The 26,613-nt window shown below is 41.6% G+C and carries 24 protein-coding genes; 11 read left to right on the top strand and 13 right to left on the bottom strand.

All coding sequences use genetic code 11. The features are described from left to right. Positions 1 to 53 precede the first annotated feature (53 nt). Entirely contained in the window at positions 54 to 716 is a 663-nt protein-coding gene (locus tag HWQ43_RS33365) for a LuxR C-terminal-related transcriptional regulator (protein WP_292741661.1), read from the bottom strand. A gap of 222 nt (positions 717 to 938) precedes the next feature. On the opposite strand from HWQ43_RS33365, the gene HWQ43_RS33360 reads away from it, so the two are divergent. The 3 genes from HWQ43_RS33360 to HWQ43_RS33350 all read left to right on the top strand — a co-directional run bounded on the left by HWQ43_RS33360 (position 939) and on the right by HWQ43_RS33350 (position 3,527). After that, a complete protein-coding gene (locus tag HWQ43_RS33360; protein ID WP_292741659.1) occupies positions 939 to 1,358 on the top strand; it encodes a DUF6220 domain-containing protein in 420 nt (139 codons plus the stop codon). A gap of 56 nt (positions 1,359 to 1,414) precedes the next feature. Then, positions 1,415 to 2,248 (top strand): sulfurtransferase, encoded by an 834-nt coding sequence (locus tag HWQ43_RS33355; protein WP_292741657.1) that lies wholly within the window; start codon positions 1,415 to 1,417, stop codon positions 2,246 to 2,248. A 154-nt stretch (positions 2,249 to 2,402) separates the two neighbouring features. Beyond that, a complete protein-coding gene (locus HWQ43_RS33350; RefSeq protein ID WP_292741656.1) occupies positions 2,403 to 3,527 on the top strand; it encodes a site-2 protease family protein in 1,125 nt (374 codons plus the stop codon). 235 nt (positions 3,528 to 3,762) lie between these two features. On the opposite strand, the gene HWQ43_RS33345 is transcribed toward HWQ43_RS33350, so the two are convergent. The 6 genes from HWQ43_RS33345 to HWQ43_RS33320 all read right to left on the bottom strand — a co-directional run bounded on the left by HWQ43_RS33345 (position 3,763) and on the right by HWQ43_RS33320 (position 10,781). Further along, on the bottom strand, positions 3,763 to 4,482 hold the full coding sequence (locus HWQ43_RS33345) for a choice-of-anchor K domain-containing protein (RefSeq protein ID WP_292741655.1): 720 nt from the start codon (positions 4,480 to 4,482) through the stop codon (positions 3,763 to 3,765). A gap of 444 nt (positions 4,483 to 4,926) precedes the next feature. Beyond that, a complete protein-coding gene (locus HWQ43_RS33340; RefSeq protein ID WP_292741760.1) occupies positions 4,927 to 7,140 on the bottom strand; it encodes a tetratricopeptide repeat protein in 2,214 nt (737 codons plus the stop codon). A 372-nt stretch (positions 7,141 to 7,512) separates the two neighbouring features. Next, complete coding sequence (locus tag HWQ43_RS33335; protein WP_292741654.1) at positions 7,513 to 7,692, bottom strand: ssl1498 family light-harvesting-like protein; 180 nt, start codon at positions 7,690 to 7,692, stop codon at positions 7,513 to 7,515. A 236-nt stretch (positions 7,693 to 7,928) separates the two neighbouring features. Continuing rightward, a complete protein-coding gene (thiO, locus tag HWQ43_RS33330; protein ID WP_292741653.1) occupies positions 7,929 to 9,926 on the bottom strand; it encodes a glycine oxidase ThiO in 1,998 nt (665 codons plus the stop codon). 105 nt (positions 9,927 to 10,031) lie between these two features. Further along, entirely contained in the window at positions 10,032 to 10,421 is a 390-nt protein-coding gene (locus HWQ43_RS33325; protein WP_292741652.1) for a hypothetical protein, read from the bottom strand. Between the two features lie 21 nt (positions 10,422 to 10,442). Continuing rightward, positions 10,443 to 10,781 (bottom strand): 2Fe-2S iron-sulfur cluster-binding protein, encoded by a 339-nt coding sequence (locus HWQ43_RS33320; RefSeq protein ID WP_292741651.1) that lies wholly within the window; start codon positions 10,779 to 10,781, stop codon positions 10,443 to 10,445. A 75-nt stretch (positions 10,782 to 10,856) separates the two neighbouring features. Between HWQ43_RS33320 and cimA the strand changes: the two genes are divergently transcribed. Beyond that, entirely contained in the window at positions 10,857 to 12,518 is a 1,662-nt protein-coding gene (gene cimA / locus HWQ43_RS33315) for a citramalate synthase (RefSeq protein ID WP_292741650.1), read from the top strand. A 137-nt stretch (positions 12,519 to 12,655) separates the two neighbouring features. Here cimA and HWQ43_RS33310 read toward each other — a convergent pair whose 3' ends face one another. Further along, entirely contained in the window at positions 12,656 to 13,534 is an 879-nt protein-coding gene (locus HWQ43_RS33310) for a M48 family metallopeptidase (protein WP_292741649.1), read from the bottom strand. A gap of 234 nt (positions 13,535 to 13,768) precedes the next feature. Between HWQ43_RS33310 and HWQ43_RS33305 the strand changes: the two genes are divergently transcribed. Beyond that, positions 13,769 to 14,263, top strand: a complete 495-nt coding sequence (locus HWQ43_RS33305; protein ID WP_292741648.1) for a hypothetical protein — start codon at positions 13,769 to 13,771, stop codon at positions 14,261 to 14,263. Positions 14,264 to 14,675: 412 nt separating this feature from the next. Further along, the gene (locus tag HWQ43_RS33300; protein ID WP_292741645.1) at positions 14,676 to 15,896 is read left to right on the top strand and encodes an acetate kinase; all 1,221 of its coding nucleotides are present in this window, start codon (positions 14,676 to 14,678) and stop codon (positions 15,894 to 15,896) included. 112 nt (positions 15,897 to 16,008) lie between these two features. Here the strand turns inward: HWQ43_RS33300 and HWQ43_RS33295 are convergent, their stop codons facing one another. The 3 genes from HWQ43_RS33295 to HWQ43_RS33285 all read right to left on the bottom strand — a co-directional run bounded on the left by HWQ43_RS33295 (position 16,009) and on the right by HWQ43_RS33285 (position 18,391). Then, positions 16,009 to 16,956 (bottom strand): hypothetical protein, encoded by a 948-nt coding sequence (locus HWQ43_RS33295; protein WP_292741644.1) that lies wholly within the window; start codon positions 16,954 to 16,956, stop codon positions 16,009 to 16,011. Next, positions 16,953 to 17,783, bottom strand: coding sequence for a hypothetical protein (locus HWQ43_RS33290; RefSeq protein ID WP_292741642.1), 831 nt, complete (start codon positions 17,781 to 17,783; stop codon positions 16,953 to 16,955). Before HWQ43_RS33290 ends, HWQ43_RS33295 begins: the two co-directional genes overlap by 4 nt. A 98-nt stretch (positions 17,784 to 17,881) precedes the next feature. Next, entirely contained in the window at positions 17,882 to 18,391 is a 510-nt protein-coding gene (locus HWQ43_RS33285) for a hypothetical protein (protein ID WP_292741639.1), read from the bottom strand. Between the two features lie 531 nt (positions 18,392 to 18,922). Between HWQ43_RS33285 and HWQ43_RS33280 the strand changes: the two genes are divergently transcribed. The 4 genes from HWQ43_RS33280 to ftsH3 all read left to right on the top strand — a co-directional run bounded on the left by HWQ43_RS33280 (position 18,923) and on the right by ftsH3 (position 22,978). Then, a complete protein-coding gene (locus HWQ43_RS33280) occupies positions 18,923 to 19,708 on the top strand; it encodes a hypothetical protein (RefSeq protein WP_292741637.1) in 786 nt (261 codons plus the stop codon). An 80-nt stretch (positions 19,709 to 19,788) separates the two neighbouring features. Continuing rightward, positions 19,789 to 20,133: a GNAT family N-acetyltransferase gene (locus tag HWQ43_RS33275; protein WP_292741634.1), complete on the top strand. Its 345-nt coding sequence runs from the start codon at positions 19,789 to 19,791 to the stop codon at positions 20,131 to 20,133. Between the two features lie 92 nt (positions 20,134 to 20,225). Continuing rightward, positions 20,226 to 21,023, top strand: coding sequence for an aminotransferase class IV (locus HWQ43_RS33270; protein ID WP_292741631.1), 798 nt, complete (start codon positions 20,226 to 20,228; stop codon positions 21,021 to 21,023). A gap of 113 nt (positions 21,024 to 21,136) precedes the next feature. Continuing rightward, a complete protein-coding gene (gene ftsH3 / locus HWQ43_RS33265) occupies positions 21,137 to 22,978 on the top strand; it encodes an ATP-dependent zinc metalloprotease FtsH3 (protein ID WP_292741628.1) in 1,842 nt (613 codons plus the stop codon). 534 nt (positions 22,979 to 23,512) lie between these two features. On the opposite strand, the gene HWQ43_RS33260 is transcribed toward ftsH3, so the two are convergent. Together HWQ43_RS33260 and fetB are read right to left on the bottom strand one after the other, a co-directional pair. Next, entirely contained in the window at positions 23,513 to 23,731 is a 219-nt protein-coding gene (locus HWQ43_RS33260) for a hypothetical protein (protein WP_012411184.1), read from the bottom strand. A gap of 507 nt (positions 23,732 to 24,238) precedes the next feature. After that, positions 24,239 to 25,015 carry an iron export ABC transporter permease subunit FetB gene (gene fetB, locus HWQ43_RS33255; protein WP_292741625.1) on the bottom strand — a complete coding sequence of 259 codons (777 nt, stop codon included), beginning with the start codon at positions 25,013 to 25,015 and terminating at the stop codon, positions 24,239 to 24,241. 320 nt (positions 25,016 to 25,335) lie between these two features. Here fetB and HWQ43_RS33250 point away from each other — a divergent pair, with 320 nt between their 5' ends. Then, positions 25,336 to 26,484 carry a DegT/DnrJ/EryC1/StrS aminotransferase family protein gene (locus HWQ43_RS33250; RefSeq protein WP_292741623.1) on the top strand — a complete coding sequence of 383 codons (1,149 nt, stop codon included), beginning with the start codon at positions 25,336 to 25,338 and terminating at the stop codon, positions 26,482 to 26,484. The last annotated feature ends 129 nt before the right edge of the window (positions 26,485 to 26,613 follow it).

Raw genomic sequence — 26,613 nt, 5'->3', positions numbered from 1 at the left:
CTTCTGTGACATAAGGAGAGAAATCCAGGATTGATCAGGCAATAAAAGGTCATTTATTTTGAAACTGTGGAAAGTTTTGCAACCATGTGAGCACGAGATGAAACCTCAAGCTTGCGAAACATCCTTTTTAAGGCTTGCTTGACAGAGTTTTCAGTAATCCAAAGTTCAGCACTAATTTCTGCATTGGTTTGTCCTTTAGCCACCAAGGAAGCAATTTGCATTTCACGAGGCGTTAAACACTTTGTCTGTAATAGCGGTTGTTGCAATTGCGCCATTGCTACCCAAGTAGAAATATGCAGACAAAGCGCACTCAAATCTGTAAGATTTTGTGAATCAAATGCAGGCATTCCTTGCTGACGCGTCAAACCTACCACACCCACTAACTCACCATTGCTGACAATTGGCCCTGCCATAACGTGCCAGTGATCGGCACGAGGACAAATCAATTTCCATGTTTTAGGTTCTACTACCAAAGCTTCATGAACAGGGGCATGGCGTTCTAGCAAGTAGCGTGCAACTGGATTGTGTTGAGGTGATAATGCAATTTGCAATGCTTTTTGAATCTTGCTGTCAACTATAGCAATTTGGGCAAAGAAAAACAGCCCACATCGTGTAGCTGAAAAATACTCACTCATTTCTGCGGATATGTGCGATCGCAAAGTCTGTTCATCTTGAGCTTGAGCAATTCCATGAAATAGAGCTTGTAAGGCAACCATGATTTGCAAAGTGTACTCGTTCGAGGTCTAGGCGCAGTATCGCAACCAGACCTATCTTAGCTTTAGTCACACCAAACCGCTTCGCGGAGTCATTAGTTATTAGTCCTTAGTCCTTAGTTTTTTCGCCCACTCTGTTGCGAGCTATGTACCAAAAAACTCTTTATTAATGACTAATGACCAATGACCAATGACTAATTTGTTTGGTTTTTTGGATTACTTTACATGACTGTAAATTCTGGCATTGATGACACACAGATATCCAGGCGCTGGATTCAAATCAGTTTTTTGATCGCAGCAGTGCTTTTCAATCTCTGTTTAATAATCCAAATATTCAGTGTTGGATTGGCTTACTTTTACAACTCTGATTGGTGGAACCTACATATTTGGCTCGTGCGAGGATATGGCGGACTCTCACTAATTTTGTTGATATGGGTGTTTTTGATTCCCTTTCCTCGAAGAGTCCGAAACCTAACAGCAACTATGCCAGTGCTACTGGGACTGCAATTTCTCACAATTCACTTGCAAACTTCTTTTCCTCTAGCAGTGTTCCATCCACTTATCGGCTTTTCCTTATTCTCTATTTCCATAACCCTAGTGCATCGGACATCGCACATCGTATTTCCCAACCAAAACCAAGACTAAATCGTTGAGGAAACACAAGTTTCAATTCTTTTCACGCTATTACAGGAGAAATACAAATGTCTCAATACGCCGATCCGTCTGTTCTCGTTGATACCCATTGGCTTGCAAATCATCTTAACGATCCAAACATCCGCATTATTGAAGTAGATATGAGTCCAGAGCCGTACAAAAATGCTCACATACCTGGTGCTGTCTTCTGGAACATCTTTACAGACTTACTCTTGCCCGACTTGAAGATGAATTTGGATGCGATCGCTTTTAAAAAGCTGATGGCACGTTCAGGCATCACCAATGACACCACAGTGATTGCTTATGGCAGTTATCCGGGAACGGGAGCCTGGATTTTCTGGTTGTTGAAAGTCTTTGGACATGAAAATGTACGAGTTCTCAATGGCGGCTACCAAAAATGGAAATCAGAAATTCGTCCACTAGCAACTGAGTTATCTATGTTTACTTCTACGGATTACCGTGCCAGAGGTATTGATGCTCATCTGCGAGTATTACACGATGAAGTTCAGGTATCGATAGGTAGAAGCAATCGCGTGTTGTTAGATGTCCGAACACTGCGAGAATACTCTGGTGAGTGGTTTTTCAATCAGCCACCAAAAGCAGGCGAACGTACTGGACATATTCCAGGTGCAGTGCATTTGGAGCATATCTTAACTCTCAATGAGGATGGAACTTTTAAATCATTTAACGAATTAAAAAATCTTTATGACAGTAAGCGCATTACGCCTGATAAGGAGGTGTTTCCCTACTGTGCCATCGGTGGGCGTTCTGGATATACCTGGTTTGTCTTAAAATATTTATTGGGCTATCCGAATGTTCGGAATTACGATGGCTCTTGGAATGAATGGAGTCGCCTGCCTGATGTAGCGATCGAGAGGTAGTGAGAGTTATTGGACAATATTACCAATAACCACACCTTTACGGACGGGCACCACTACTGCCATCAAGATTAAAATTTCTTAACCTTTCGTTACACTAGAGACATCGAGAAGGACGAAAGCAAACCTCTCGAAGCTGAAATCAAAGGTGAACGACATGAATGGCACAATTCGCGTTGGTAATCTCTTCGGAATTCCCTTCTATATCCATCCGTCATGGTTTTTAGTTCTGGGTTTAGTAACTTGGAGCTATAGCAGTGGATTGGCGGCGCAATTTCCCCAATTGTCTGCGGGATTAGCTTTGCTACTAGGATTGATGACAGCGCTGATGTTATTTGCCTCTGTCGTCGCCCATGAATTAGGCCACAGTTTTGTTGCGATTGGTCAGGGAATTGATGTCAAATCCATTACGCTGTTTATATTTGGCGGTTTAGCAAGCTTAGAAAAAGAGTCGAAAACCCCAGGTGAAGCTTTTTGGGTAGCGATCGCCGGGCCAATGGTAAGCTTACTATTGTGCGGTATCGTTACAGTGATCGGTGTTACTACTGCTGCATCAGGACCGTTAGCTGCAATTCTTGGTGTTCTAGCTTCTGTTAACTTGGCATTAGCGCTATTTAACCTGATTCCTGGCTTGCCCTTAGATGGCGGAAATATACTGAAAGCTATCGTTTGGAAAATTACAGGTAATCCTTATAAAGGTATAACCTTTGCGAGTCGAGTTGGGCAAATATTTGGTTGGGTAGCAATTCTTTCTGGTGTAGTTCCCTTACTATTATTTGGCAACGCCGGTAACTTCTGGAATTTGTTAATTGGCTTCTTCTTATTGCAAAATGCTGGTAATTCGGCTCAATTTGCCAGAGTCCAAGAAAAACTTACAGGTTTGACAGCTCAGGATGCTGTAACTCATGACAGCCCGATTGTCTCTGCTAATCTTACCCTGAGAGAATTTGCTGATGAGCGAGTCATAAGTGGGCAAAACTGGCATCGGTTCTTAGTGACTGATGATGATGGACAATTAGTAGGTGCGATCGCAGTTGATAATTTAAGAACCATCCCCACAGCACTGTGGTCAGAAACTCAAGTTAAAGAAGTCATGCGACCAATTACCGAATCTACCACAGTCCAATCAGATCAACCTCTGCTGGAAGTCATGCAGTTACTCGAACAACAAAAGCTATCTGTGCTTCCCGTGATTCGTGAGAATGGCGTCCTAGTTGGAATCTTAGAAAAAGCTGCAATTATCCAGCTACTTCAAAGCCGAACCCAACCTAACCCTGCATAGAGACGCGATGAATTGCGTCTATCAAAAAAAATGGTAAACCTTTGTAGAGACGTGACAAATCACGTCTCTACATTTTTTTATCACCCAAATTTTTGATTGCATGAAAAAACTCCGTACAATTGAAAGAGCCTTCTTGACCGTTGCCTCTTATCTGTCCCCGTAAATAAGTTCAAAAATCAAATCGGATTGTTATGTAGCACTCCTATTTAATTTTTGAACAAAACTCAGTATATATCTATTCCCTATTCCCTGTATTTATTTTCAAAGAATTTTTACGAGATATTAGATATATCCCTAGCAAGGATAGACCTAACACTGACGCAGGTTCGGGTATAGTTTTGATTTTGGCATAAATAGCTGTTGTAGTTGTAGCTTCTTCAAGAGCTTTAATACTTATCTGGCGACCCTCTAGATTAAAACCGGTTAACTCAAGGGTATATTTATTACTTCCAAAGGTAAAACTGCGATTACTCAATTTTGTGTCTAAGAATACTAAGTCTGCACTTTTTTCAGGATCTTTTGGGTCGTTAAATGTATTTACTAAACGCAAGTTGAAGTCAAAAACTTGGCTGGTTCCCACAGGTGGGCTGAAAGATACATTAAGATTTAAAGGGACAAATTCAACGCTTGAATCAGTGCGTACCTTTCCATTAAAGTAAGTTAAATCAGCTATTTTGAATACAGAGTTAATGTCCGCAGAAAAGGAAGTTCCATTAGAGGTTAGTTTATTTGGAAGTCCTAGTGACGAATTAGCTTGACCCCAAGTAAATGTGTTACTTCCCACACCTGTATATATGGGATTAGTATCAGTGATTCCTGGAGTAGGATTTCCCCATGTCGCACTAGAGATGCCAGAAAAAGTTAGAGCTTGTGCTTGACCAGAGAAACTAAATCCTGTGGTCAAACTCACAAAAAAACTAGATATAGCAGTAGCGAAAACAAAACTAAGTTTCATAATTCTAGGTTTTAATTATCATTCTGGAGTTTCTTTCAAGTAGGTCTTCAATCTACCTTAGTAAATTTACGGAAAATCCGCCAACGTCTTATTGTATTTTTTATAAAAATTTTATGTGTATTTCAAAATAATTTAATGAATAATTTATATTTATTAAGTTAAAATTATGGGTTTTTAAAATATATTTCACTAGTTTGTAATTAGTAAAACGGTAAACTTCTTGCAAAAAGTTCTCTAACACGCTAAACTCAGCAGGAGTTGAGACTTTAACGAAAGTCAAAGGGAAAGTGGGGTTCTTTTTTTGATTTATGCAAGAAGTCTAGTAATTGTGTAGGCGTAGCCCGTCGTAGACATCGCTACCTTACTTGACTTACCGATAAATTGTCAAGCTGATATCAAGTTATGGTTTTTTGACATTCCTCGCGCTATGGAGACGAATGGGATTCATAATTTTGACAAAATCTTTGACAACAACTGGCTAGGAATTTTAGATAGAGCCAGATTTTGTCCCTGTATCCCTAACTCATTATGAAAAGCACGAATAGTTTTCACCACATAAGCGAAGGTTGTTTGATAAGCTTCTGGTTGTTTACTTAATCCGTTTAAGGCTTGCAAATGGTTATCTAATGCCACTTCTAAGTGTTGAGAGCGTGTTGCTTTGTCGCCATTAAAAGACTTATCTATTACTAGCTGATAATGTGCTAGTCCCAGGTTATTGTGAGAGGCAAGCAAATCAAAACTTAAAGGAGTGCCGCTAAGTGAGTTAGCCAAAGCTATAGCTTCTTCGTAAGCGCTGATACATAGTTGCAGATACTTTTGCTGTGCCTCTTTAGTAGTCTCAGATAGGTTTGCTAGATGCCAGTAGGCAGTACCCAGATTATTTTGTGTAGCGGCGCAGGCACTGGGAACATTAGCTGGAGTGCGATACTTGAGAGCTTCGCTATAAACATCTATAGCTAGCTGGAGATTTTGGGCAGGTTTTTCGTATTGTGCCAGATTCCAATACGCAGTACCGATATTGTTTTGAATCATTCCATACTTCAGCGGTTCCTCTTCAGGGTTGTAGTGTGCAAGTGCTTCATTGTAAGCTGCGATCGCTTTCTTTAAATGCACAATCGGTTGATTGTATTGCCCTAAATGCCAGTAGGCAGTACCCAAATTATTCTGGCAAGCCGCATACTTTAATGAATCCATATCCGCTGTACGGTAGCTGAGTGCTTCACTGTAAGCGAAAATAGCTTGCTGCCAATTTTCAGATGGGTGAGAGAAACGAGCTAAATCACCATAGGCTGTTCCCAAATTATTTTGCACACGAGCGTAAGTTTCCGAATGTATCTGGGGCGAAATCATCTTTAACGCCAACTGATAAAATTCTATTGCCTGCTCTATATAAGTTTGTCCCTCCTCAGAATTGGGTGGTGTGCGGTATAGCATCCAGTAGAGTGTACCCAAATCATTCAAGATATCTGGGAGTTGCGGTGAGCTTTCGTCATAGCTAATTGCCTCCTGATAGGCAATAATTGCCACCATCAGGTTTTCTAAATTTGCCTCTCCTTGCTCAATGCGAAGACGGTATAAAGTACCCAACCGATGATAAGCCTCTGCCAGTATCTCCTCTGAAACTTGCTTTTCGTGTAATTCTTCAATCTCCAATAAAATCTGCTGTGGTTGTAAGGAATCCTCTGTATTTCGAGCAATATTTGTATTAATTGTTGCTATTATTAGCTCCGTTAACTCACTGCTAATATAAGATAAAGACGACAGCGATTGATTATTACTCCCACTACCAGACCGATTTGTAGATTCCTGTTGTTGTGGCGTAGCCTTCAATAAATCCGCTGGTGATGGTGAAACTTCCTCAGTTTTGTGTACGCGATTCCCTTGTATCTCTACTGGGAAATCAGAATTATTCTCAAACTTGAACTCAGTGGCTGCGGTTCTGAGTTCTGGTTGGTTAGCTGATTCATCTAGAATCGACTGCTCAATATTCCCTAAATCCAAGCTTCCTGAACGTGAAAAACGTTCTGGATAGGCCAAATTCTGAGTTGCTGGTGTGGGTTCTCCAGCAAACACAAATACGCCAGTACGACAACGCCAAAACTGTGGTGCTGATTGCTTGATAGCCGATAACCAAGGACGTGGTATCCACAACAGCAAGTTAGATTCCAGGAATCGGCTAGATTCTTGTGTAGAGAAATATTGTTCGCTTAAGCGGAGATAGTGCAAAAATAACCGCTGTGTCGCTACTGATTGCTTAGTGAGATGCTCCACGCCGACAATCTGAAATGCTGGTACTGGAAAAGGTTTTCCAGGAGTATCTTTTGATGCCCCAACAATTGGCGGTGGATAATTAGTCAACCATTGATTAATCTGGATTATGGGGTTCGGATCGTTTAAATTCAAACGCAACGTAACTAATCGCGGATAAGCTGGAGTGCTATTTTCCTGAGCATTTGATGATTGATATAGCACCTGTCCAACAGGATAAGCTAATGTAGAATGCAAACGGGCTGCTACCTGATTACGTAAGTATAAATCATCACATATCGCCAAAAGAATTTGTCGTCGTAAGCCAAGACTTAAGGCAAGTTTTAGGCGGTGGTATACTTGCCGATTCCAAGTAGAATTATTGTTGTGTGCAGTATCATTCACGCTCATAGCGGCTAAAGAGCCAAAACACAGTACATATAACCTTTTTGGGTGCATCCAGTGGGACAAACTCATACCAATTCAAAATTCAAAATTCAAAATTCAAAATTAAGAAAGCCAGAGGGAACAAAGGTTTGGGAGTATGTATCTGTCATCATTCTTTTTTCAAATTGGTCTCATACTAAAAATTATTTTTAACAAGTAGACGTTGTACTACTCAGGATATATTCAGCATTCAATTATAGTAGGAACAATAAAGTATAATTATATACTTTATTGTTCCTAGTTCAATTTTAACAAAAAATAAAAAAGCAGGCCCCTCTTAAAATCGGAACCTGAAAAACTATAAAGAAAATGAAGTTTTCTTAAAATGTTTTACGATCAACTGCTCTTAGAAACAAAGAAGGCGACTACAATCAAGCCGACAACCAAAGCTGTAGCGGCAATTCCTAGTAGGAGATAAGTTCGCTTTTGCCCTTCTGTGGGAGGTTCTGCTTGATAAATCTTTGGTTCCCGGGCAAAATTATTCAGAAGACCGCCTTCTTCATTGGTATAGGGCATGAATGAATTCCTTTATCTTTATCGTTAATTTAATGTTACATAAATGCTAAATCTGGTCTTAAACTGCTAGATAAATCGTTACATTGGGGATTTAAAAGAGGCAGCGGTGCAGGGGAGCAGAGGGGCAGAGGGGCAGAGGGGCAGAGGAGACAAGGTGACTTGTGAGAATTTACAACAAGTTTTTCCCCTTGTCCCCTTGTGCTGTTCCCCATGCCCCATGCCCTACTCCCCATTTTCTAACTAGTAATCGTCCCAGTTAGAGGTGAACTAGGACTGGCGTAATCTTTAATAGGCATTCTGCCAGCAAGGTATGCTAGACGACCGGCGACTGTTGCTAAATTCATGGCACGAGCCATTGCTGCTGGGTTTGGAGAAAGAGCGATCGCACTATTAATCAACAAAGCATCTGCTCCCAATTCCATTGCCTGGGCGGCTTCTGAGGGTGAACCAATACCAGCATCTACCACTACTGGCACACCTGCATTTTCGATGATGATTTGGATATTGGCAGTTGTTTTCAGTCCTTGTCCAGAACCAATTGGTGATGCCAAAGGCATGACTGTAGCACAACCTACCTCTTCTAAACGCTTGGCTAACATGGGGTCAGCATTGATATAGGGCAATACTGCAAAGCCTTCTTTAACTAGTTGTTCTGCTGCTTGCAATGTCCCAATCGGGTCTGGGAGTAAATACTTAAGATCGGGTATTACTTCTAACTTTATAAAGTTATTATCTTTCTGCCCCAACAATTTCGCCATTTCTCGCCCCAAACGCGCCACCCGAATTGCCTCTTCGGCAGTTTGACAACCTGCGGTATTGGGTAACATCCAGATTTTCGTCCAATCCAAGGCTTCAGCTAAACCTTCATGTCCCGGAGCCTTGGTTTGTACCCTTCGGACTGCTACGGTGACAATCTGGCAATCGCTGGCGGCGATGCTTTGCTGCATTTCCTCAATGCTGCGATACTTACCAGTTCCCGTCATTAAGCGGGATTGGAAGGTTTTGCCAGCGATAATGAGTGGGGAGTCTTGAGCGGGGAGTGGGGATATAGCAGAGTGATGTCCGTTAGAGAAATTGGCAGAGTGAGTCAGCATTGGGGTGGAGGTAGATGACTTGGACTGAAAACGCGAATAGTGAAAATCAGCAAGTAGGGGGTCAGACTTTTGTTCCAAGATTAAATCGGCAATCAAAGCGGCGGTTACGGGCGCAAGTAGAATTCCATTGCGGTAGTGACCCGTAGCAAAGGTTAAATTTTGACAGTGGCTAGTGCCAAGAATGGGTAATTCATCAGGGGTAGTTGGGCGAAATCCCCACCAAAATTCCTGGATGGGATAATGCTTTAATTGGGGATACAGGCGGATAGCACCTTGTAGTAATTTTTGAATACCTTCTGGGGTGTTGTTGGGGATAAAGCCAACGTCTTCACTTGTTGCTCCAATAACCAGGCGATCGCGTCTTGGTACGATGTAAATATTCTGCCCAAACAAAACCCGCTTCAAGGGCAATCCCGGCGAAACTTCTGGTATCCGCACACTCAGCATTTGTCCTTTTCTAGGTAGCACAGGTAGCGGTAACAATTCATTTGACCAAGCACCTGAAGCTAAAACATAGTGCGCGGCGCGAATTATTCCAACATTGGTTTGCACGCCAACCACTTGTCCCTGCTGCTGTAAAAATGCTTCTACTGTAATACCGTCTTTGAGTTCAACACCAACAGACTCAGCTGCCGTCCGCAATACGCAAGCGAGAGCCTTATTATCAACTTGTGCATCTTCAGGATACCACCAGCCACCAACTACCTCGGCTCCCAATCCTGGCTGATATTGATGAATTGCCTCTTTGTTTAACCAGTAAGCCGGAGATGAGGGAGATGAGGAGGAAAGACCTTCCCCTCTACTCCTCTGCTCCCCTGCCCCCCTGCTCCCCTGCCCCCCTGCCTCTTCAAAAACGGGTGCAAGGATACCACAGGCACGGTAGCCAGTATTTAAGCCTGTCAGTTCTTCTAATTTGCGCGTCCAGTCGGGATATAAGGCACGCGATCGCCAACACAAGGAACGCATTGCCCCATTAGGGATGTTTTCCGCATCTGGTGCCAACATCCCGGCGGCGGCGTGGGTAGCGGCAGCCTGGAAGTCACGACAAAGCACGGTGACGTTTGTCCCGCGCAATTTTAGTTCAATGGCGATCGCTAAACCAATAACGCCGCCACCAATAATCACAGTCTCACTAATCATTAGTCATTAGTCATTAGTCATCTATCATTAGCTATTTATCATTAGTACATAACTAATAACTCATAACTTATAACTTATAACTCGTAACTAAAGACGGATCTATCTTTACCACAAAGCGCGAATTGGTTCGTTGCCTTGATTTGTATCGCTAGATGGTGTGCTGGTTTCTGAAGAATCTGTATTGCCATCTGTTGTACTGTCAGTTGAGTCATCGGCAGAATTTTGAGCAACGTTACTCCTGTTGTCAGGTCTTGGGGCTACAATACCGCGTCTGTTTTCGTTTGTTTCCGTTGTTTCGTTTCCTTCTGTTGCAGTTTCTTCATTCTTGCTGCCAGCACTGCTATTAACATTGATATTAGCTGGCAGGACTTCTGATTTCTTATCACTGGGAGCGTTAGCAGTTTGTACGCCCATCGGAAAGTTGATGCCCAGTAATGTACCAAGCAGAATGGCTAAACCGCCAGCCATTAAAATTAAGGGTGTCCATCTACCCATCTTGTCTTAACTCCTTTCTTTTTAACCTTTTGGTGTCCACACTATTTGAGAACCCTGTCCCCAAAATCCATCAAACTTTGTCACTTTCACGTCGCCTAAAACCTGAGTTTGACAGGCTAAACGCAAGTCTGTTGTAGGAGAATGGGGAGGAAGCGAACGCCGTACTCGATCGCGCCAGTTCGCTGCTGATACTTTGCCCTCTACCTTAACCGCGCAGGTACCGCAACTGCCAATGCCCCGACAGTTTATTACTTTAGCACCGTCATTGTAGAGATCAATACTATTGTGCAGCAAAACCTTGCGGAGATTGCTTCCATACTCGCAATCAATTGTTTTATCTTCTGCTAGTACTTTAGGCATTTTTAAATTGCCAAACTGGCTTTTTGTTGTATATTGACACATTGCCTCGAAAGTTGTCTCGTCGGTCCCAGTTTTATGACCACAAATTCCTCACCTCAACTTTGGCTCTATGACACTACATTACGGGATGGCACTCAGCGCGAGGGGCTATCTGTATCGATAGAAGATAAGTTACGCATTGCCCGTAGACTCGATCAACTGGGAATTCCCTTTATTGAAGGTGGTTGGCCTGGTGCCAATCCCAAGGATGTACAATTTTTCTGGCAACTTCAAGAAGATCCGCTAAAACAAGCTGAAATTGTTGCTTTTTGCTCGACTCGACGCCCTAACTCCACTGCCGCCACCGAACCGATGCTACAGGATATTTTGGCTGCGGGAACTCGCTGGGTAACGATTTTTGGCAAGTCTTGGGATTTACATGTGACAACCGGACTCAAGACGACATTAGAAGAAAATTTGGCGATGATTCGCGACACCATTGAGTACCTCCGTTCTCAAGGTCGTCGCATTATCTACGATGCTGAACATTGGTTTGATGGCTATAAGCACAATCGAGATTATGCTTTACAGACATTAGAAGCTGCGATCGCCTCTGGTGCGGAATGGCTAGTCCTCTGTGATACCAATGGTGGCACTTTACCCCACGAAATTAGCCAAATTGTTCAAGATGTCATTAGTCATTTGTCATTAGTCATTTGTCAAGAACCAATGACCAAGGACAAAGGACAAAGGACAATGCCCCAAATTGGAATTCATACTCATAACGATTCGGAAATGGCGGTTGCTAACGCAATAGCCGCCGTAATGGCAGGGGCAAAGATGGTACAGGGCACAATTAATGGTTACGGTGAACGTTGCGGTAATGCTAACCTCTGTTCGTTAATTCCCAATTTACAACTGAAGGCGGGTTACAGTTGTATCACAGAAGACCAGCTCACACAACTTACAGAAGCTAGTCGTTTTGTGAGTGAGGTTGTCAACCTTGCGCCAGATGAACACGCTCCCTTTGTGGGACGTTCGGCTTTTGCCCATAAGGGCGGTATTCATGTATCAGCAGTGGAACGTAATCCCCTAACTTACGAACACATTCAGCCGGAACAAGTCGGGAATCGTCGGCGCATTGTGATTTCGGAACAGTCTGGACTGAGCAATGTTTTAGCCAAAGCCCGCAGTTTTGGGATTGAATTGGATCAGCAAAAGGCAGAGGCTAGAGAAATTCTCCAGCGTCTCAAAGATTTGGAGAGTGAAGGATTTCAATTTGAAGCAGCAGAGGCCAGTTTTGTGCTGTTGATGCACGAAGCTTTAGGAGACCGCCAAAAGTTTTTTGAAGTCAAAGGTTTTCAAGTCCACTGCGACTTGATTGAAGGGAAAGAAGCTAGCAATGCCCTAGCTACAGTCAAAGTCGCTGTTGACGGGAAAAATATTTTGGAGGCGGCGGAAGGTAACGGGCCCGTTGCAGCTTTGGATGCAGCTTTACGCAAGGCTTTAGTGAACTTTTATCGCCAAATTGCAACCTTTGATTTGACAGATTACAAAGTGCGGATTCTCAACGGACATACGGGCACTGCGGCGAAAACCCGTGTGTTGGTAGAATCAGGCAATGGTCGTCAACGCTGGACGACGGTTGGGGTTTCCACCAATATTTTGGCGGCTTCCTATCAAGCAGTGGTAGAGGGCTTGGAATACGGTTTGTTGTTACATTCTCAAGCAGAAGCAGCAGTGAAAGCTTCTAGTTGACAAAAGGGATATGTAGTGTAGGGAAAGTTTGTATTTTTGGATGAAAAGGGGAAGCGATCGCCAAATAGCGATCGCTTCTCACGATCTATTAAAAATTTTCGCTATATAAGCGCAAAAAGCGGTTGTGAAAAGTAGCTCTACCAATTACGCCATCCACCTTTGGGTGCAACTTCATTATTAGTAGACTTCAGTCCGTGACTTTGCAACAGAGTTTGATATTCAGTGCTGCTTGCCCAACGGTCAATTTCTCGCGCCCGCAGTACTGGCACTGGATGGGTTAATTGTGCTGTACGGGCAGCTTTGACCATTTCACCCAGTTCTGTCTTGCTAATATCATCGTAAGCGCGGGCTTGGGCAACAAAGGCATCGAGATTCAGTTGGGGCGCTAAGGTGGGAGAACCACCTGCCAACTTCATCAACACGGACATGACCACTTTCGGGTCTTGGGTTGCTAGTAATGCGGCGCGATCGCAGGTAAACTCAGCACAACGTACCCATTCCAAAAGTTGCGCCTGTATGGCTTGAGCAACGATAGTACCGACATTGGGCACAATCGCCGCAGCTAATATTAATAAATTTACAGGTGTCAAGTAAACGCTATGGTCACACTTGAGATGCCCCAACTCATGGGCAATTACTGCCTGTATTTCTTCTGGTGTGAGAATATCAATCAGGGAAGTGTGTAGCACCACAAAAGGCTGCTTACCCCGCACAGCAAAAGTATAGGCGTTAGGAGCCGGATGTTGCCGGACGTACAACTGGGGAGGATCTATATCCAGGATTTTACAGGCATCTAATAAGAGCTTGTATAAATCGGGTAGTTGCTTTTCACCCACCAAAATGCTAGAGGCAATATTTTCCACATAGAAAACCTGCTCTGCCATTGGCCCGAGCCAATTTCGTACCAACATATCTATGCCTGGTATCTGCTTGAGCGCTCTGGTAGCTTCCAGGTCTAATGGGTGACGAAATGAGTCAGCTTTTAAACCAATCAGCGGGGTTTTGAAGAAAGACATAGTGCAACAAGCTATAAAAAATACAACTATGGAATCTGGCTGGATAGATAAACAGCCTCCCACAGTTAGTATAACGATTTCAGTTGAGGGTTTCCTTTCTTGCATACTCATAACTTTCGGTATCACTGATCATTTCACCCCTTTGCTGCATACGCCTACCGAGCAAACCCTCTCCTTTAGTGTCCGTTGCAGTTAATCTTGATTGGACACACTAATTCACGCTCGGAGAATTGAATGCGCTTTGGTTTTTTTACTTTATGTGTTCTCGCACTAGCGACAACTTCTGGGTACGCCGCTCAGTCTCCCAAAATCCCAGCACTGGTAATGACCAGCCCGGATTCAGCTGACGCCAACTATGAAGATAAATGCAGCAACGGCGGCAACCTTGACCAGTTTAATCGCGATAAGTTTCTTAAACTTATGCTTGCTGATAAAAAATCAAAGCTCTCTCAACTGAAAGTAGCTCTCCTGAATGAAATTAAACAAAGTGGTGATGAGCCACGAGGCGAGGGTGTCCATATTGGTGAATGGAATCAAACCTTCCATGACCGAAGTGGTTGTGGCACAAACACTAACAGTTACTCAGCATTTGTTGTCACTGTGACTGGTGGAAATGCAAACCATACGGTCGTGAAATACCTGGTAACAATTGATGACGACGATAACGCAGGCAAAAGAACCCTCAAGATCCGCGACATCCGTCCAATCAACCTACGAAATGATAATTGAGCAAGCCACTTCTCCTCGCTTCCTAGTTTCAACTCTCTGAAATTTAGAAGCTTCAAAGCCTTGTTGTACCGTGAGAAAACTAAGTATAGTATTTCATTAATTTATAGCGAATTTATGAAAAGTAATACCGTGCAATGCCAATGCGTCAGCTTGCATTGTTAATGCAATGGCCGCCTTGTTAATGCGTCAGCTTGCATTGTTAATGCAGTGGCCGCTTTGTTAATGCGTCAGCTTGTATTGTTAATGCAGTGGCCGCCTTGTTAATGCGTCAGCTTGCATTGTTAATGCAGTAGCCGTTTTGTTAATGCGTTCCCCTGAATTAAAAACGCTACGCTTTTACGCAAAACTGTACTAAGCATGAAGCTACAACTAGTGGCACGATCAAAGGAAAGCGTCTTTTTCTGTTGTCACTATGAAGATATTGGTACTGAATGCCGGATCGAGCAGCCAAAAGAGTTGTCTATATGAAATTGCAGATGAAACTCTTCCCAGTCAAGCACCCCAACCCCTTTGGGAAGGGAAAATCAACTGGACTCAAGATCGGGCTGTCGCAGAAATTGAGGTGAAAACTGCTACGGGTGGAACGTTGCAAAAATCAATCTCTGGTGATTCTCCACAGGCGCACCTCACCTATATGCTCAATACACTTGATCGTAATGATACCAAGGTAATCGATCGGTTGTCAGAAATCGATGTGGTGGGACATCGAATAGTACATGGTGGACAGGATTATCAAGATAGTGTGGTAATTACGGAGGATGTCAAAAAGGCGATCGCTGATCTGTCTAACCTGGCTCCAGAGCATAATCCAGTGGGTTTGGAAGGCATAGAAGCAATTGAACAAATCTTAGGAGATGTCACCCAAGTAGCAGCCTTTGATACCGGATTTCATAGGACTTTACCCGATGCAGCAGCAATCTATCCCGGTCCATATCAGTGGGTAGAGCAAGGTATTCGCCGCTATGGGTTTCATGGTATTAGTCACCAATACTGTTCTCAACGTGCTGTCCAAATTCTCGGTCGAGATGTTGCATCTGAGTGGTTAATTATTTGCCATCTAGGCAATGGTTGCTCTTTAGCGGCGATTAAAAATGGTCGCAGTATTGATACTACTATGGGATTTACGCCCGTAGAAGGATTGATGATGGGTAGTCGTTCTGGTTCAGTCGATCCAGGGATTCTGATTTACCTGTTGCGGCACTGCAATTACTCTGTAGAAAAGTTGGATGACTTATTAAATAAAGCTTCTGGGTTAAAGGGAATTTCGGGTGTATCTAGTGATATGCGTGAAGTGAGAGAAGCGATGTCTCAAGGTAATTCCCGCGCTCAACTGGCATGGGATATCTACGTGCATCGCTTGCGTTCTGGTATTGGCGCAATGCTTACTAGTTTGGGCGGATTAGATGCTTTAGTGTTCACAGCAGGTGTGGGCGAACACTCTCCAGAAATTCGCCAAGCCGCCTGTGAAGCCTTTGGATTTATCGGACTGAAAATAGACCTTAAGAAAAATCAACAGCAGCCTGTGGATGAGGATATTGCTACATCTGATTCAGCAGTACGGGTATTAGTTATTCATACTCAAGAAGATTGGGCGATCGCCGGGCAATGTTGGCAGCTATTGAAACGTAATTAGAAAGTCTGATTTAATTTGGGCAACATTGTTTGAATATTTCAGCTACCCTAATCTTTTTCTTAAAACAGTCTTTCACAACAAAATATCTTTTGCAATGCCTCACACCCAATTTTCAAACTATTAACCAACGCATAAAGACTTTACCAATTTTCCTTACTATCAAACTAAAAACCCATTGTAATAACGGCCCAATTAGTGAAAAAAGTAGCAAAAATAAGAAATTAGTGGGAGTAAAAATAAAAATACTAGAAGTGACACAAGTTACTCCCCACGCCACCCAATTTCGATATTGAGAACTAATATAAGTCCATCTTGGAAGCTGACTAACCAGCCAATAGCGAATAGTAGCAAATACAAAAGATGTTACCAACCCAGCAAGTATTGATAATGAAAACGCTAAATGTAATTTCCATGCAAAAAAAGTAGCAGGTAATAACGAAGCTATTTCCCAAGTAAATAAATTTAATTTAGTCCGAAGACAGCTTAGAATTTTTTCAATAAGCCAATAATGCAGATCAACAATATTTAAGCACTCAGGATTTTTGATAAAATCACTCTTTATTTTGTGAATTATGTCACCAGAAAATAAAACATTACTTTGTAAAACAATATCTTGTTGTTTCCACAAATATAAATCTGATGTATCTTCTCGATAAGAAGAATTAAAAGTAAGTCCATACTGTAACGTTGATTTTTTTTGTAATGATTGACTCCACAATAATTTGATAAAAGTTACTATAAAAGTCTTGTCAAATATTTTAAAGTATTTTTTATTAATTACTAATTTATTGTCTGGCGTAGCCTTCTTATTAAAGCAAATCTTATCACTAAAACAGTTGTAGTACCAAATATAAGCTAGTAATTTTGGTGGAATGTATAAAGAGCAGCCTATTTCTCGCGCTTGCTCAATTTGTTTTAAAACTGTCTTATTTAGATAAAAAGTATATTGTCCTGGTTCAACCCTAATTTCAAGTTCAATAGGAGTGCCTTGAGGTATTTGCACAAAGAAAGAGAGTTGAACATCAGCTTCATTATCTGTATGCATTTTCTCAGCGTTCATTGTCGGGATAATTTTGCGATATTTTGTATAATACCAATCAGAAAATCTAGTGTTCCACGCCACTGCTTTTCTCCAGCAACTACCCCTTCATTATGTATTTTTAGGATTAAATTTCTATCCCCATCAGGTAATTGAAATAGCTTTTTATGGTAACGACTAATAATATCTCCATCTAACTGCATAACAGTTTGAGCATAAATAATATCGATATCTATGCTGGTAATATTCCCACTATTAAGTGCAGCTTTAAGCTCAGACATCTTACGTAGTGTACGAATAAATTTATCATTATTCAAAAGTTCTTCAATCTCTTTCCACCTTTGCTGCAAACTTTTTAGATTATTTTCTTCTCGATCTGCAACAGGAGTGGGAGCAGGTAATATTGGTCGAGCTAACTTAATGTATACTTCATCAGTTGGAACAATATTTTCTTTATGTTCCACCTGATATTTAAGACGCTCTTGATATTGTATTATCCTGGAATCTGGCTCATTAGTCTCATTACTTTGTTCAAGGAGAATGTAAAAATATTCTCTTTCAAGTTGCGAAAATAGACTCGTATAACGCTTACGTAGCTCTTGAGCTTGAGTTTTTTCTGGTTCTGGTAAATCGTCTGGATTTGGAATTCCTTGAGCATCAAAGTAGTCTTTATCATTTATTGAATAAATCTCTTCATACGCTTGCCAAGCATTAAACTTTGCGCCAGTAATTTGCTCTACAACCATTGTATTTACTTCTAAAGCTGTAATATCATCAACTAATCCATGTACAGATAAGACTACTTTTTCTAGCAAATCTTTAGCTTGTTCTTGAATTTTATTAGGCATAGTCTTCCTTGATTTCTCTAAAGCAAATTAACCTACAGGTTAGGATAAGCTCATATCCTGTAGGTATTTTTGGGTTAATATCAATTAATAAATATCAACTACTGGGGACGAGATAGCGATTGTTGTGAAGTTTTACTAGATTTCATAATTTCTATAAAAAATCCATACAACTTCTGCAAACTTTCTATATTTTTTTGCATAATTTCCCGACTTTCTTTGATTTGAGTTAGATGAAATTCACGAAGTTCTGTATATGGCCCACTACCAATAAATTCACTACCAACTTCATTAGTTATATCACCATCAATTAGATTGATTATAGTGTGCATTCGATTACCTGGTTGAGCAATTTGCTGCCCTTGGGGATTTTCTAACTGAGTAGATGATTCTGGAACCCAAGTGGTAATTTCTAGCTCGATAACTTCAACTATTGCTGTTTGAATAGCATCAATAATGTCATCAATCTTGAATCCTTCTCCTTTAGTATTTAGCTTCTTAACTTTTCTTTTAAATTCACTACTTGGTTTGCTAAATTGACTATTGCTTTCCCCATTTTCTATGGCTTGACCATTAGTTTTTGCGTTTTCGTTAAAAGTATTATTCACCATGACATTTTAGAGGTTACAGACGGATTTAAATATAAACAAGATACAAGTTTAGGTTATGTCAAAATTTTTAAGGCTTTTACTAAAAAAAAGTAACTAAAGTCAAAACAACTTAATAATTAAAGCAATCTTTACTAAAAAAAGTTATGATTTTCCTAAAGTTAAATTTATCTTAGAAAAAGAATAATACCGTGTTAGATTTTGGAGCCACGGTTTGTAATAAGTCCAACAATGCTGCAAGGTTTTTCCACTGTTTTAAGTGGCGTTGACTCTGAAAGATTTATTTAATTAGCTTTTGGGCATTTCGTTCCAATCTGTAGAAATTAGATATTACTTATGAACAAATAAACATAAAGTATATCTCAGAACAAAAGCAAGATTAAGTATAAAGTAATACCCGTCATTGAATTCATTTATTTTAGTCAACCTGTTTTTTATTTGCTCTAGCAAAGCGCAGACTCACAAATGGGGGTGACTTTTCTGATAGCACTATGTATACAATAATATGAATATGATGATAAAGACAAAGAAAATATGTTGTTATCTCGTCAGAATTTTGCTACACCTGTTGTAATTTGTATGTGTATTTTAGGAGTTGGCTTGATTCAATTCCCCCAATTGCAAAAACTAATAAATAGAAAACAATCTGCCTCTTTAGAAACTCTAAAAAAAGAAATAAAATCTGAAAATATCCGTCTGAATTTTCTCGAAAAAACGCCTAGCTTTGGTTATGAGAACTTCATCGCAGATTTGGTATATCTCAATTTTCTGCAATATTTTGGAGATGATGAAATTCGGGATAAAACAGGTTACAGTTTAAGTCCAGAATATTTTGAAGTTATTCTAGAACGTGACCCGCGATTTTTAACAGCCTATCACAGTCTTTCGATCAGTACTTCATTATATGCTGGTATGCCAGAACGTGCGATCGCAATATCTGAAAAAGGCTTAAAATCACTATCCCCCTCAGTTCCCGAAAGGTCTTATTACATCTGGCGTTATAAAGGAGTTGATGAGTTATTATTTTTAGGAAATGCGAAAGCTGCCCAACAGTCTTTTGCAACGGCGGCAAAATGGGCAAGTAAATTTTCAGATCCAGAGAGTCAACTTGTAGCTAATACTTCCCAAAGAACTGCTGAATTTCTGAGCCGAAATCCTAATAGTAAATATGCTCAAATTTCTACATGGTCAATGGTTTTAAATAATCATGCTGATGAAAGAACTCAGAAACGCGCAATTAAGGAAATCGAAGCTTTGGGAGGAAAAATAGTTACAACTCCTGAAGGTACTAATAAAATTATATTTCCTCCTAAAGATTAACTTATTGCAAGTGTAATCGAGGATTATATTCGCTCAATTATTTTCAAGTTTCTCATACATGATTGAGTAAGGTAATACTAATGTCAATAAAATTGGTAGAATCTGACTTTCAAATATTAGGTTGTTTTCTTGTTATCTCTCAGTTGCGCCCTCATATTGAACAGACTAAGTTTGTAGAACAAGTTCGATATCAAATGAAGGAAGGATATCAACTTGCATTCTTGGAGGTAGAAAAGCAAGCTGTAGCGGTCGCCGGATTTCGCATTTCTAATTGTTTAGCATCGGGGAAGTTTTTATACATTGATGATTTAGTTGTTGATGAGTTGAAACGGTCACACAGCTACGGTCAACAATTATTTCAGTGGCTAATTGAATATGCCAGAAATCATGAATGTAAACACCTGAATCTTGATTCTGGTGTTTAGCGATATGCAGCCCACAGGTTTTATCTCATGCAGCGTATGAGCATTACAAGTCATCACTTTTCAATGGAGTTGTAGCAACAAGCAATTTGGTTGTGACAAATAATATTTTTTGGTATGACGGCAAGTTAATTCACTCTCAAACCCTAGAATTAAACATTAACGATCCGGGTTTACTTTATGGGGCAACTGTTTTTACAACATTGCGGGTTTATGAGAACTCCCTAGATAGTAATTTAACTAATTGGCAAGCACATTGCCAGCGCTTACTGTTCTCAATACAATCTTTTGGCTGGCAGCAACCCGATTGGAATCGTCTGCGTCAAGGCGCTCAAATTCTCCTCCCACACTTTCCCGTTCTCAGAATTACCCTCTTTCCCGATGGACGGGAATGGATAACTGGTAGATTATTACCAAAAAATTTGACAGAAAAACAAAAGAATGGTATTTTATGCGCTGTTGCCAGTTCAGAATTTTCTCGCTCGCTCCCCTCTCATAAAACTGGAAACTATTTGAGTGCTTGGTTGGCAAAAACTAGCTCAGATGCTCAAGAAGCAATATTAGTTGATGCTCAAGGAAATTGGCTAGAAACCAGTACAGGCAACCTTTGGGGCTGGTGCGATCGCAGTTGGTACACGCCACCAATAAAAAAGGCAGGAATTTTGCCGGGAATTGTGCGATCGCAACTTGTAAACTGGTTGCAAAACCACCAGCAGCCAGTACGAGAAGAAACTTGGAGCGTCGAGTTAGTCCAGAGATTTGAAGCGATCGCCTACACTAATAGTGTGGTAGAAATTATTCCTATTCATACAGTTCATCTGCCTTCAGGGTCGCTACAATGTAATCCCTACCATCAAAGTTTTCAGCTAATAAGGGAGCTTTTTTTAGTATGACAGCCACACCAAATTTGTTATATCTTAAGATAAGTTAACATAAATCTTAATAATCACCTTTCCGAGCAGAGAAGCTAGGCGATTGCGCGAAAAATACCGGAGGATAGACCTTAGTGAATAAAAGATGGAGAAATGCAGGGCTGTACGCGCTGCTGTTTATTGTCGTAATTGCGCTGGGAACAGCATTTTTTGACAAACAACCCCAAAGCAGAGAGACATGGCGATACAGTCGCTTTATTCAAGAAGTTCAGCAAGGCAGAGTAGAAAAAGTCAGTTTGAGTGCAGATCGCTCCACAGCACTGGTTACACCCAAATATGATCCAGCTAAACGGATTGTTACCTTAGTCAACGATCCAGACTTGATTAATACTCTGACTTCTAAAGGCGTTGATATTTCTGTTTTGCCCCAAACCGACGAAGGATTTTGGTTTAAGGCACTGAGCAGCTTATTTTTCCCTGTATTGCTTTTGGTTGGCTTATTCTTCTTGCTACGTCGCGCTCAAAGTGGTCCAGGTAGCCAAGCGATGAACTTTGGCAAATCCAAAGCCAGAGTGCAAATGGAACCACAAACTCAGGTGACATTTGGCGATGTTGCTGGTATTGACCAAGCCAAGTTGGAATTAAACGAAGTCGTAGACTTTCTGAAAAACGCTGATCGCTTTACCGCCGTTGGTGCAAAAATTCCTAAAGGTGTGTTGTTAGTTGGCCCTCCTGGTACAGGTAAAACCCTCCTCGCGCGTGCCGTAGCTGGTGAAGCAGGTGTACCTTTCTTCTCGATCTCCGGTTCTGAATTTGTGGAAATGTTCGTCGGTGTGGGTGCATCCCGCGTCCGCGATTTGTTTGAACAAGCTAAGACCAATGCTCCTTGTATCGTCTTCATTGATGAAATTGACGCCGTAGGTCGTCAACGGGGTGCCGGTTTAGGTGGTGGTAACGATGAGCGGGAACAAACCCTCAACCAGTTGCTCACCGAAATGGATGGTTTTGAAGGCAACACTGGCATCATCATTATTGCCGCTACCAACCGTCCTGATGTCCTAGATGCAGCACTGTTGCGTCCTGGTCGCTTTGACCGTCAAGTTGTGGTAGACCGTCCCGATTATGCCGGACGTAGCGAAATCCTCAAGGTACACGCTCGTGGCAAAACCTTGGCGAAAGATGTGGATTTGGATAAAATCGCCCGTCGTACCCCTGGATTTACTGGTGCAGATTTATCCAACCTGTTGAATGAAGCCGCAATTCTGGCAGCACGCCGGAATTTGACTGAAATTTCGATGGATGAAATCAACGACGCTATTGACCGCGTATTAGCTGGGCCAGAGAAGAAAGACCGAGTAATGAGCGAAAAGCGCAAAACCTTGGTAGCATATCACGAAGCTGGTCACGCTTTAGTTGGTGCTTTGATGCCAGACTATGACCCAGTACAAAAGATTAGCATCATTCCTCGCGGTCGTGCAGGTGGTTTAACTTGGTTTACCCCCAGCGAAGACCGGATGGACACTGGTTTGTACAGCCGCGCTTATCTAGAAAATCAGATGGCTGTAGCTTTGGGTGGTCGGATTGCTGAAGAATTAATCTTTGGTGAAGAAGAAGTTACCACTGGTGCTTCTAATGACTTACAACAAGTTGCACGGGTTGCACGTCAAATGATTACCCGATTTGGGATGAGCGATCGCTTAGGCCCTGTTGCCCTTGGTCGTCAACAAGGTAACATGTTCCTCGGACGCGATATCATGTCAGAGCGTGATTTTTCTGAAGAAACCGCCGCTGCCATTGATGAAGAAGTCCGCAAACTTGTAGATGTAGCTTATACACGCGCTAAAGAAGTGTTGGTGCGTAACCGCCACATTTTAGATGAGATAGCGCAAATGCTGGTTGATAAAGAAACAGTAGACGCTGAAGAGTTGCAAGAAATTCTGTCGAATAACGATGTGACAACTGCTGCGTTTGCCTAATTTAATGAGGAGTTAGGAGTAGAGACGCGATTAATCGCGTCTCTACAACAGTTAGGAGTTAAGAACAATCCGTAACTTTTAAAATTTGGGGTAATTCTGGGATTTTCCAGAGTTATCCCAATTTTTTTAATTTATTGTCAAAAGCCCGGCCATGAAGACCGGGCTTTTAATCCGTAATGGGCTTATATTCCCTGGAGGTTCGTTATAGAGTTTCAGTATAAATCGCTAATCTGATGATAAAGACTACCACGTGAGCATAATCAGTTCCGGAAAATTAGATAATTTTTTTTAGATATACCAAAATCGAATTACTAATGCTGGCACAGTGGTTGTGCGAACTTTATAGATCCTGATTCTCTCTCGTAAGAACTCGAAATCAGGGTAATTCGGAGATTTTACGAATTACCTTGATTGCGATGATGCAAAAGAATTTATGCATTCTGTCGCGCATCCCTTATGCCATCAAATAAACAACTTTCTAAATCTCGATCGGACTAGCGTCAAGAGTGACTGGATACTAATCAGTTGGTTAACTTACACTCTGGATGCGGGTTTCAAAAATAGCCATGCCACAAAGAATGTAGCCGCCGTAAATAGTTGCGTCAAATCCAAAGCAGATAGATAGCCATCTGCAAATGAAGCAATACTGCGATCGGTAATGCCAAATACCCAGGATGACAGCCCAAACAGCCAAATCCCATTCTTGAGATTTCCGACGAATTGCTTAGAGTCTGATGGTTTTTGGTCTTTCATAATCTTCTGTTCCGTTGGTGAACAATCTGATGATTGATGCTCAATACCTGCCATTAGGAATTTTTTTGGATTCCTGACGCTGAATTTACATTTACTATCTATTAACAATATTAATAAATATTTCACCTACTTGACATCTCTACCTAAAGGTACATCTCCTAATGATGACATTCCTCTTTTGGTTCTGTTACCTCCGATAGACTGCAATACCTTGAGTTCTCAGCTTTACAGCGTCAGGTTGGAATACTGAAATTACATGATTTTTAAATAACCATATAAATATTTATTTATGCTTTGTATAAAATACTTCATAGGATAGATGCGTTTCCAAAATATTTTCATATTTCAATGTGTAGAGACTTTGTAGGGGCGCACAGCTAGCTATGCGCCCCTACAAGGAAATGAAATACTTATTTACTTATTTTGGATGTAGATGAATTCCTTCACCCTACTCAGCACTCAGCATGGGCTAAACCTTAGCTATCCGCTAACAGCACTCTTCACTCTTCATCTCACCAACTGTGCGGCAGAATTAAAAAATTGACGACACAACCCTTTAGTGACTAAAACTGTTGTCAACAAGTTAGCAAAAGCAACCATGAACATAATCAAAATTTCGTAGGATACAGCATCTAAGGGTTTGACACCAGCTAATAACTGCCCGGTGGTAATTCCTGGTATTGCGACCATACCTATGAGTATCATTTGATTGAGAGTGGGAATTAATCCGGCTTTGATGGCGTCTTTGCGATACTGGCTAACTGCTTGCTCTGGAGTTGCACCTAAGCTTAAATGGGTTTCTATTTCGAGATGGCTGGAATTAATGGTGCTGACAAGACGATCGCCTGCGATCGCAGCTGCATTGGTAGCATTACCTAAGACTATCCCTGCTAAAGGAATTATATACTGTGGTTCATACCATCTCTCTGGTTGAATGATTAAGAAGTTGATGTAAAACACTGTCACGGCGGTACTAATTAAAATTGCACCCCACACCAAAGGCAACACATAAGGAATTTTTTGGCTGATGCGATTTCGTGCGACAATCGCCGTAATTGTCAGCATTATTGCTAATAGCGCCAAAACTGCCCAAGCATTGTCTAAAGCCAAGATGAAATCTAAAATGTATCCCAATACAAGAAGTTGTAAGATGGTTCTCCCAGTAGCAAGGGCTAGGTTCAACTCTAATCCTAATTTTTCCCAGGCAGATAAACCAATGGCGATCGCCATCAATCCCACAGCAATAGCTAAATCCACAAAATCCAGCTTGATTAGATCCTGCATGGGTTCTCTATCTCCTGGTATTTTCTTTTCAAAGCAGCCCACACATTTGGAACTTTGATCGGATGTGTTGGATCTTGGTTGATATATATCACTTTCATCAATTCAAAATGGTACGACCTTAACATGGCAAACACCTAGTATGCCTACTATCTGTAAATTAAATGTGCGGTGGTTTACCGCACCACAATTTAAGTAAAAACCCTAATAGATGCGTATCTTGGGCGATAGTCTTTTAGTAGCTCCTCTTTGATTCACAATTCAATCAGCAAAAATTGACTGTCGAAGTGCATCCTTTGTATCTCCCGATAAAATGAGAACTCATGATCCAAAGTGTAAATCCCATCCCTGCCTTTGATATCAAGCAGCAATACACCACCATCGAAGCAGAAGTAAGTGCAGCTGTGTTAGAGGTTTTGGCTTCCGGCCGCTATATTGGCGGCCCCTTAGTCGAAGGCTTTGAACAACAGTTTGCCGCTTATAATACTGTCACTGAATGTGTGGCTTGTAATTCTGGTACTGATGCGCTCTACTTAGCGTTACGAGTCTTGGACATTGGTGCAGGCGATGAAGTGATTACAACGCCTTTCACCTTTATTGCGACATCTGAAGTGATTAGCGCCGTCGGTGCAAAGCCTGTTTTCGTTGATATTGACGCGACTACGTTTAATTTGGATGTAGAGCAAGTAGCAGCGGCGATTACACCCAGAACCAAAGCGATTATCCCGGTTCATCTATTTGGGCAACCTGTGGATATGACATCATTAATGGCGATCGCTCAGTCTCACAATTTGTTCATAATTGAAGATTGCGCTCAGTCTACAGGCGCGATTTGGGCGGGTGAAAAAGTCGGAAGCATTGGACATATTGGTTGCTTTAGTTTCTACCCCACCAAAAATCTTGGTGGTTGCGGCGATGGTGGAGCAATAACGACTAACGATCCAGCGATCGCCACTAAACTGCGAATACTAAGAGATCATGGTAGTAAGATTCGATATTTGCACGAGGAAATAGGTGTAAATAGCCGATTAGATGCTCTCCAAGCAGCTATTTTGCAGATTAAGCTACGTTATTTAGATATTTGGAACGATCGCCGCCGAGATATTGCCAACTATTACTACCAGTACCTTAGTCAAGTTCCGGGGATTGTCCCGCCCCAAGAATTACCTGGGGGTATTGGGGTATGGAATCAATACACTATTCGCATATCCGGCGAAGGGCGAAATGGTTCTAGCGCCAAATATCGAGATTGGGTGCGTAGTCAATTGCAAGAACAGGGCGTGAGTTCAATGATTTACTACCCCCACCCTTTACATTTGCAGCCAGTTTATCAAAATCTAGGCTATCAAATTGGGGACTTACCAATAGCAGAGCAAGCTTGCCATGAGGTTATATCCTTACCGATGTTCCCAGAACTGACACAACAGCAGCAAGACCAGGTGATTTATGCGTTGAAGAATTGTTTGGGGTGAGGCGAGCAAAGGGGCAGAGGGAGCGGAGGGGCAGGGGAGCAGGGGGGCAGAGGAGACAAGGGGGACAAGGGGGAATTATTGAACAAGTCTCTCCCTTGTCTCCCCCCTCTTCCTTGTCTACCTTGTCTC

Source organism: Nostoc sp. JL31 (genome assembly GCF_017114965.1).
Classification (GTDB): Bacteria; Cyanobacteriota; Cyanobacteriia; order Cyanobacteriales; family Nostocaceae; genus Nostoc; species Nostoc punctiforme_A.
Note: the sequence above shows the minus strand (reverse complement) of the source record. Positions and strands in the feature narration are given on the sequence as shown.

Bases quoted from the DNA above. Each gene is read 5' to 3' on its own strand.
- HWQ43_RS33290 (WP_292741642.1), bottom strand. From the start codon at position 17,783: ATGCCTAATAAAATTCAAGAACAAGCTAAAGATTTGCTAGAAAAAGTA.
- HWQ43_RS33335 (WP_292741654.1), bottom strand. From the start codon at position 7,692: ATGCCCTATACCAATGAAGAAGGCGGTCTTCTGAATAATTTTGCCCGG.
- cimA (WP_292741650.1), top strand. From the start codon at position 10,857: ATGACCACAAATTCCTCACCTCAACTTTGGCTCTATGACACTACATTA.
- HWQ43_RS33310 (WP_292741649.1), bottom strand. From the start codon at position 13,534: ATGTCTTTCTTCAAAACCCCGCTGATTGGTTTAAAAGCTGACTCATTT.
- HWQ43_RS33365 (WP_292741661.1), bottom strand. From the start codon at position 716: ATGGTTGCCTTACAAGCTCTATTTCATGGAATTGCTCAAGCTCAAGAT.
- HWQ43_RS33285 (WP_292741639.1), bottom strand. From the start codon at position 18,391: ATGGTGAATAATACTTTTAACGAAAACGCAAAAACTAATGGTCAAGCC.
- HWQ43_RS33325 (WP_292741652.1), bottom strand. From the start codon at position 10,421: ATGGGTAGATGGACACCCTTAATTTTAATGGCTGGCGGTTTAGCCATT.
- HWQ43_RS33260 (WP_012411184.1), bottom strand. From the start codon at position 23,731: ATGAAAGACCAAAAACCATCAGACTCTAAGCAATTCGTCGGAAATCTC.
- HWQ43_RS33280 (WP_292741637.1), top strand. From the start codon at position 18,923: ATGTTGTTATCTCGTCAGAATTTTGCTACACCTGTTGTAATTTGTATG.
- HWQ43_RS33320 (WP_292741651.1), bottom strand. From the start codon at position 10,781: ATGCCTAAAGTACTAGCAGAAGATAAAACAATTGATTGCGAGTATGGA.
- HWQ43_RS33300 (WP_292741645.1), top strand. From the start codon at position 14,676: ATGAAGATATTGGTACTGAATGCCGGATCGAGCAGCCAAAAGAGTTGT.
- HWQ43_RS33250 (WP_292741623.1), top strand. From the start codon at position 25,336: ATGATCCAAAGTGTAAATCCCATCCCTGCCTTTGATATCAAGCAGCAA.
- HWQ43_RS33275 (WP_292741634.1), top strand. From the start codon at position 19,789: ATGTCAATAAAATTGGTAGAATCTGACTTTCAAATATTAGGTTGTTTT.
- HWQ43_RS33360 (WP_292741659.1), top strand. From the start codon at position 939: ATGACTGTAAATTCTGGCATTGATGACACACAGATATCCAGGCGCTGG.
- HWQ43_RS33350 (WP_292741656.1), top strand. From the start codon at position 2,403: ATGAATGGCACAATTCGCGTTGGTAATCTCTTCGGAATTCCCTTCTAT.
- thiO (WP_292741653.1), bottom strand. From the start codon at position 9,926: ATGATTAGTGAGACTGTGATTATTGGTGGCGGCGTTATTGGTTTAGCG.
- HWQ43_RS33355 (WP_292741657.1), top strand. From the start codon at position 1,415: ATGTCTCAATACGCCGATCCGTCTGTTCTCGTTGATACCCATTGGCTT.
- HWQ43_RS33305 (WP_292741648.1), top strand. From the start codon at position 13,769: ATGCGCTTTGGTTTTTTTACTTTATGTGTTCTCGCACTAGCGACAACT.
- fetB (WP_292741625.1), bottom strand. From the start codon at position 25,015: ATGCAGGATCTAATCAAGCTGGATTTTGTGGATTTAGCTATTGCTGTG.
- HWQ43_RS33295 (WP_292741644.1), bottom strand. From the start codon at position 16,956: ATGAACGCTGAGAAAATGCATACAGATAATGAAGCTGATGTTCAACTC.
- HWQ43_RS33345 (WP_292741655.1), bottom strand. From the start codon at position 4,482: ATGAAACTTAGTTTTGTTTTCGCTACTGCTATATCTAGTTTTTTTGTG.
- HWQ43_RS33340 (WP_292741760.1), bottom strand. From the start codon at position 7,140: ATGAGCGTGAATGATACTGCACACAACAATAATTCTACTTGGAATCGG.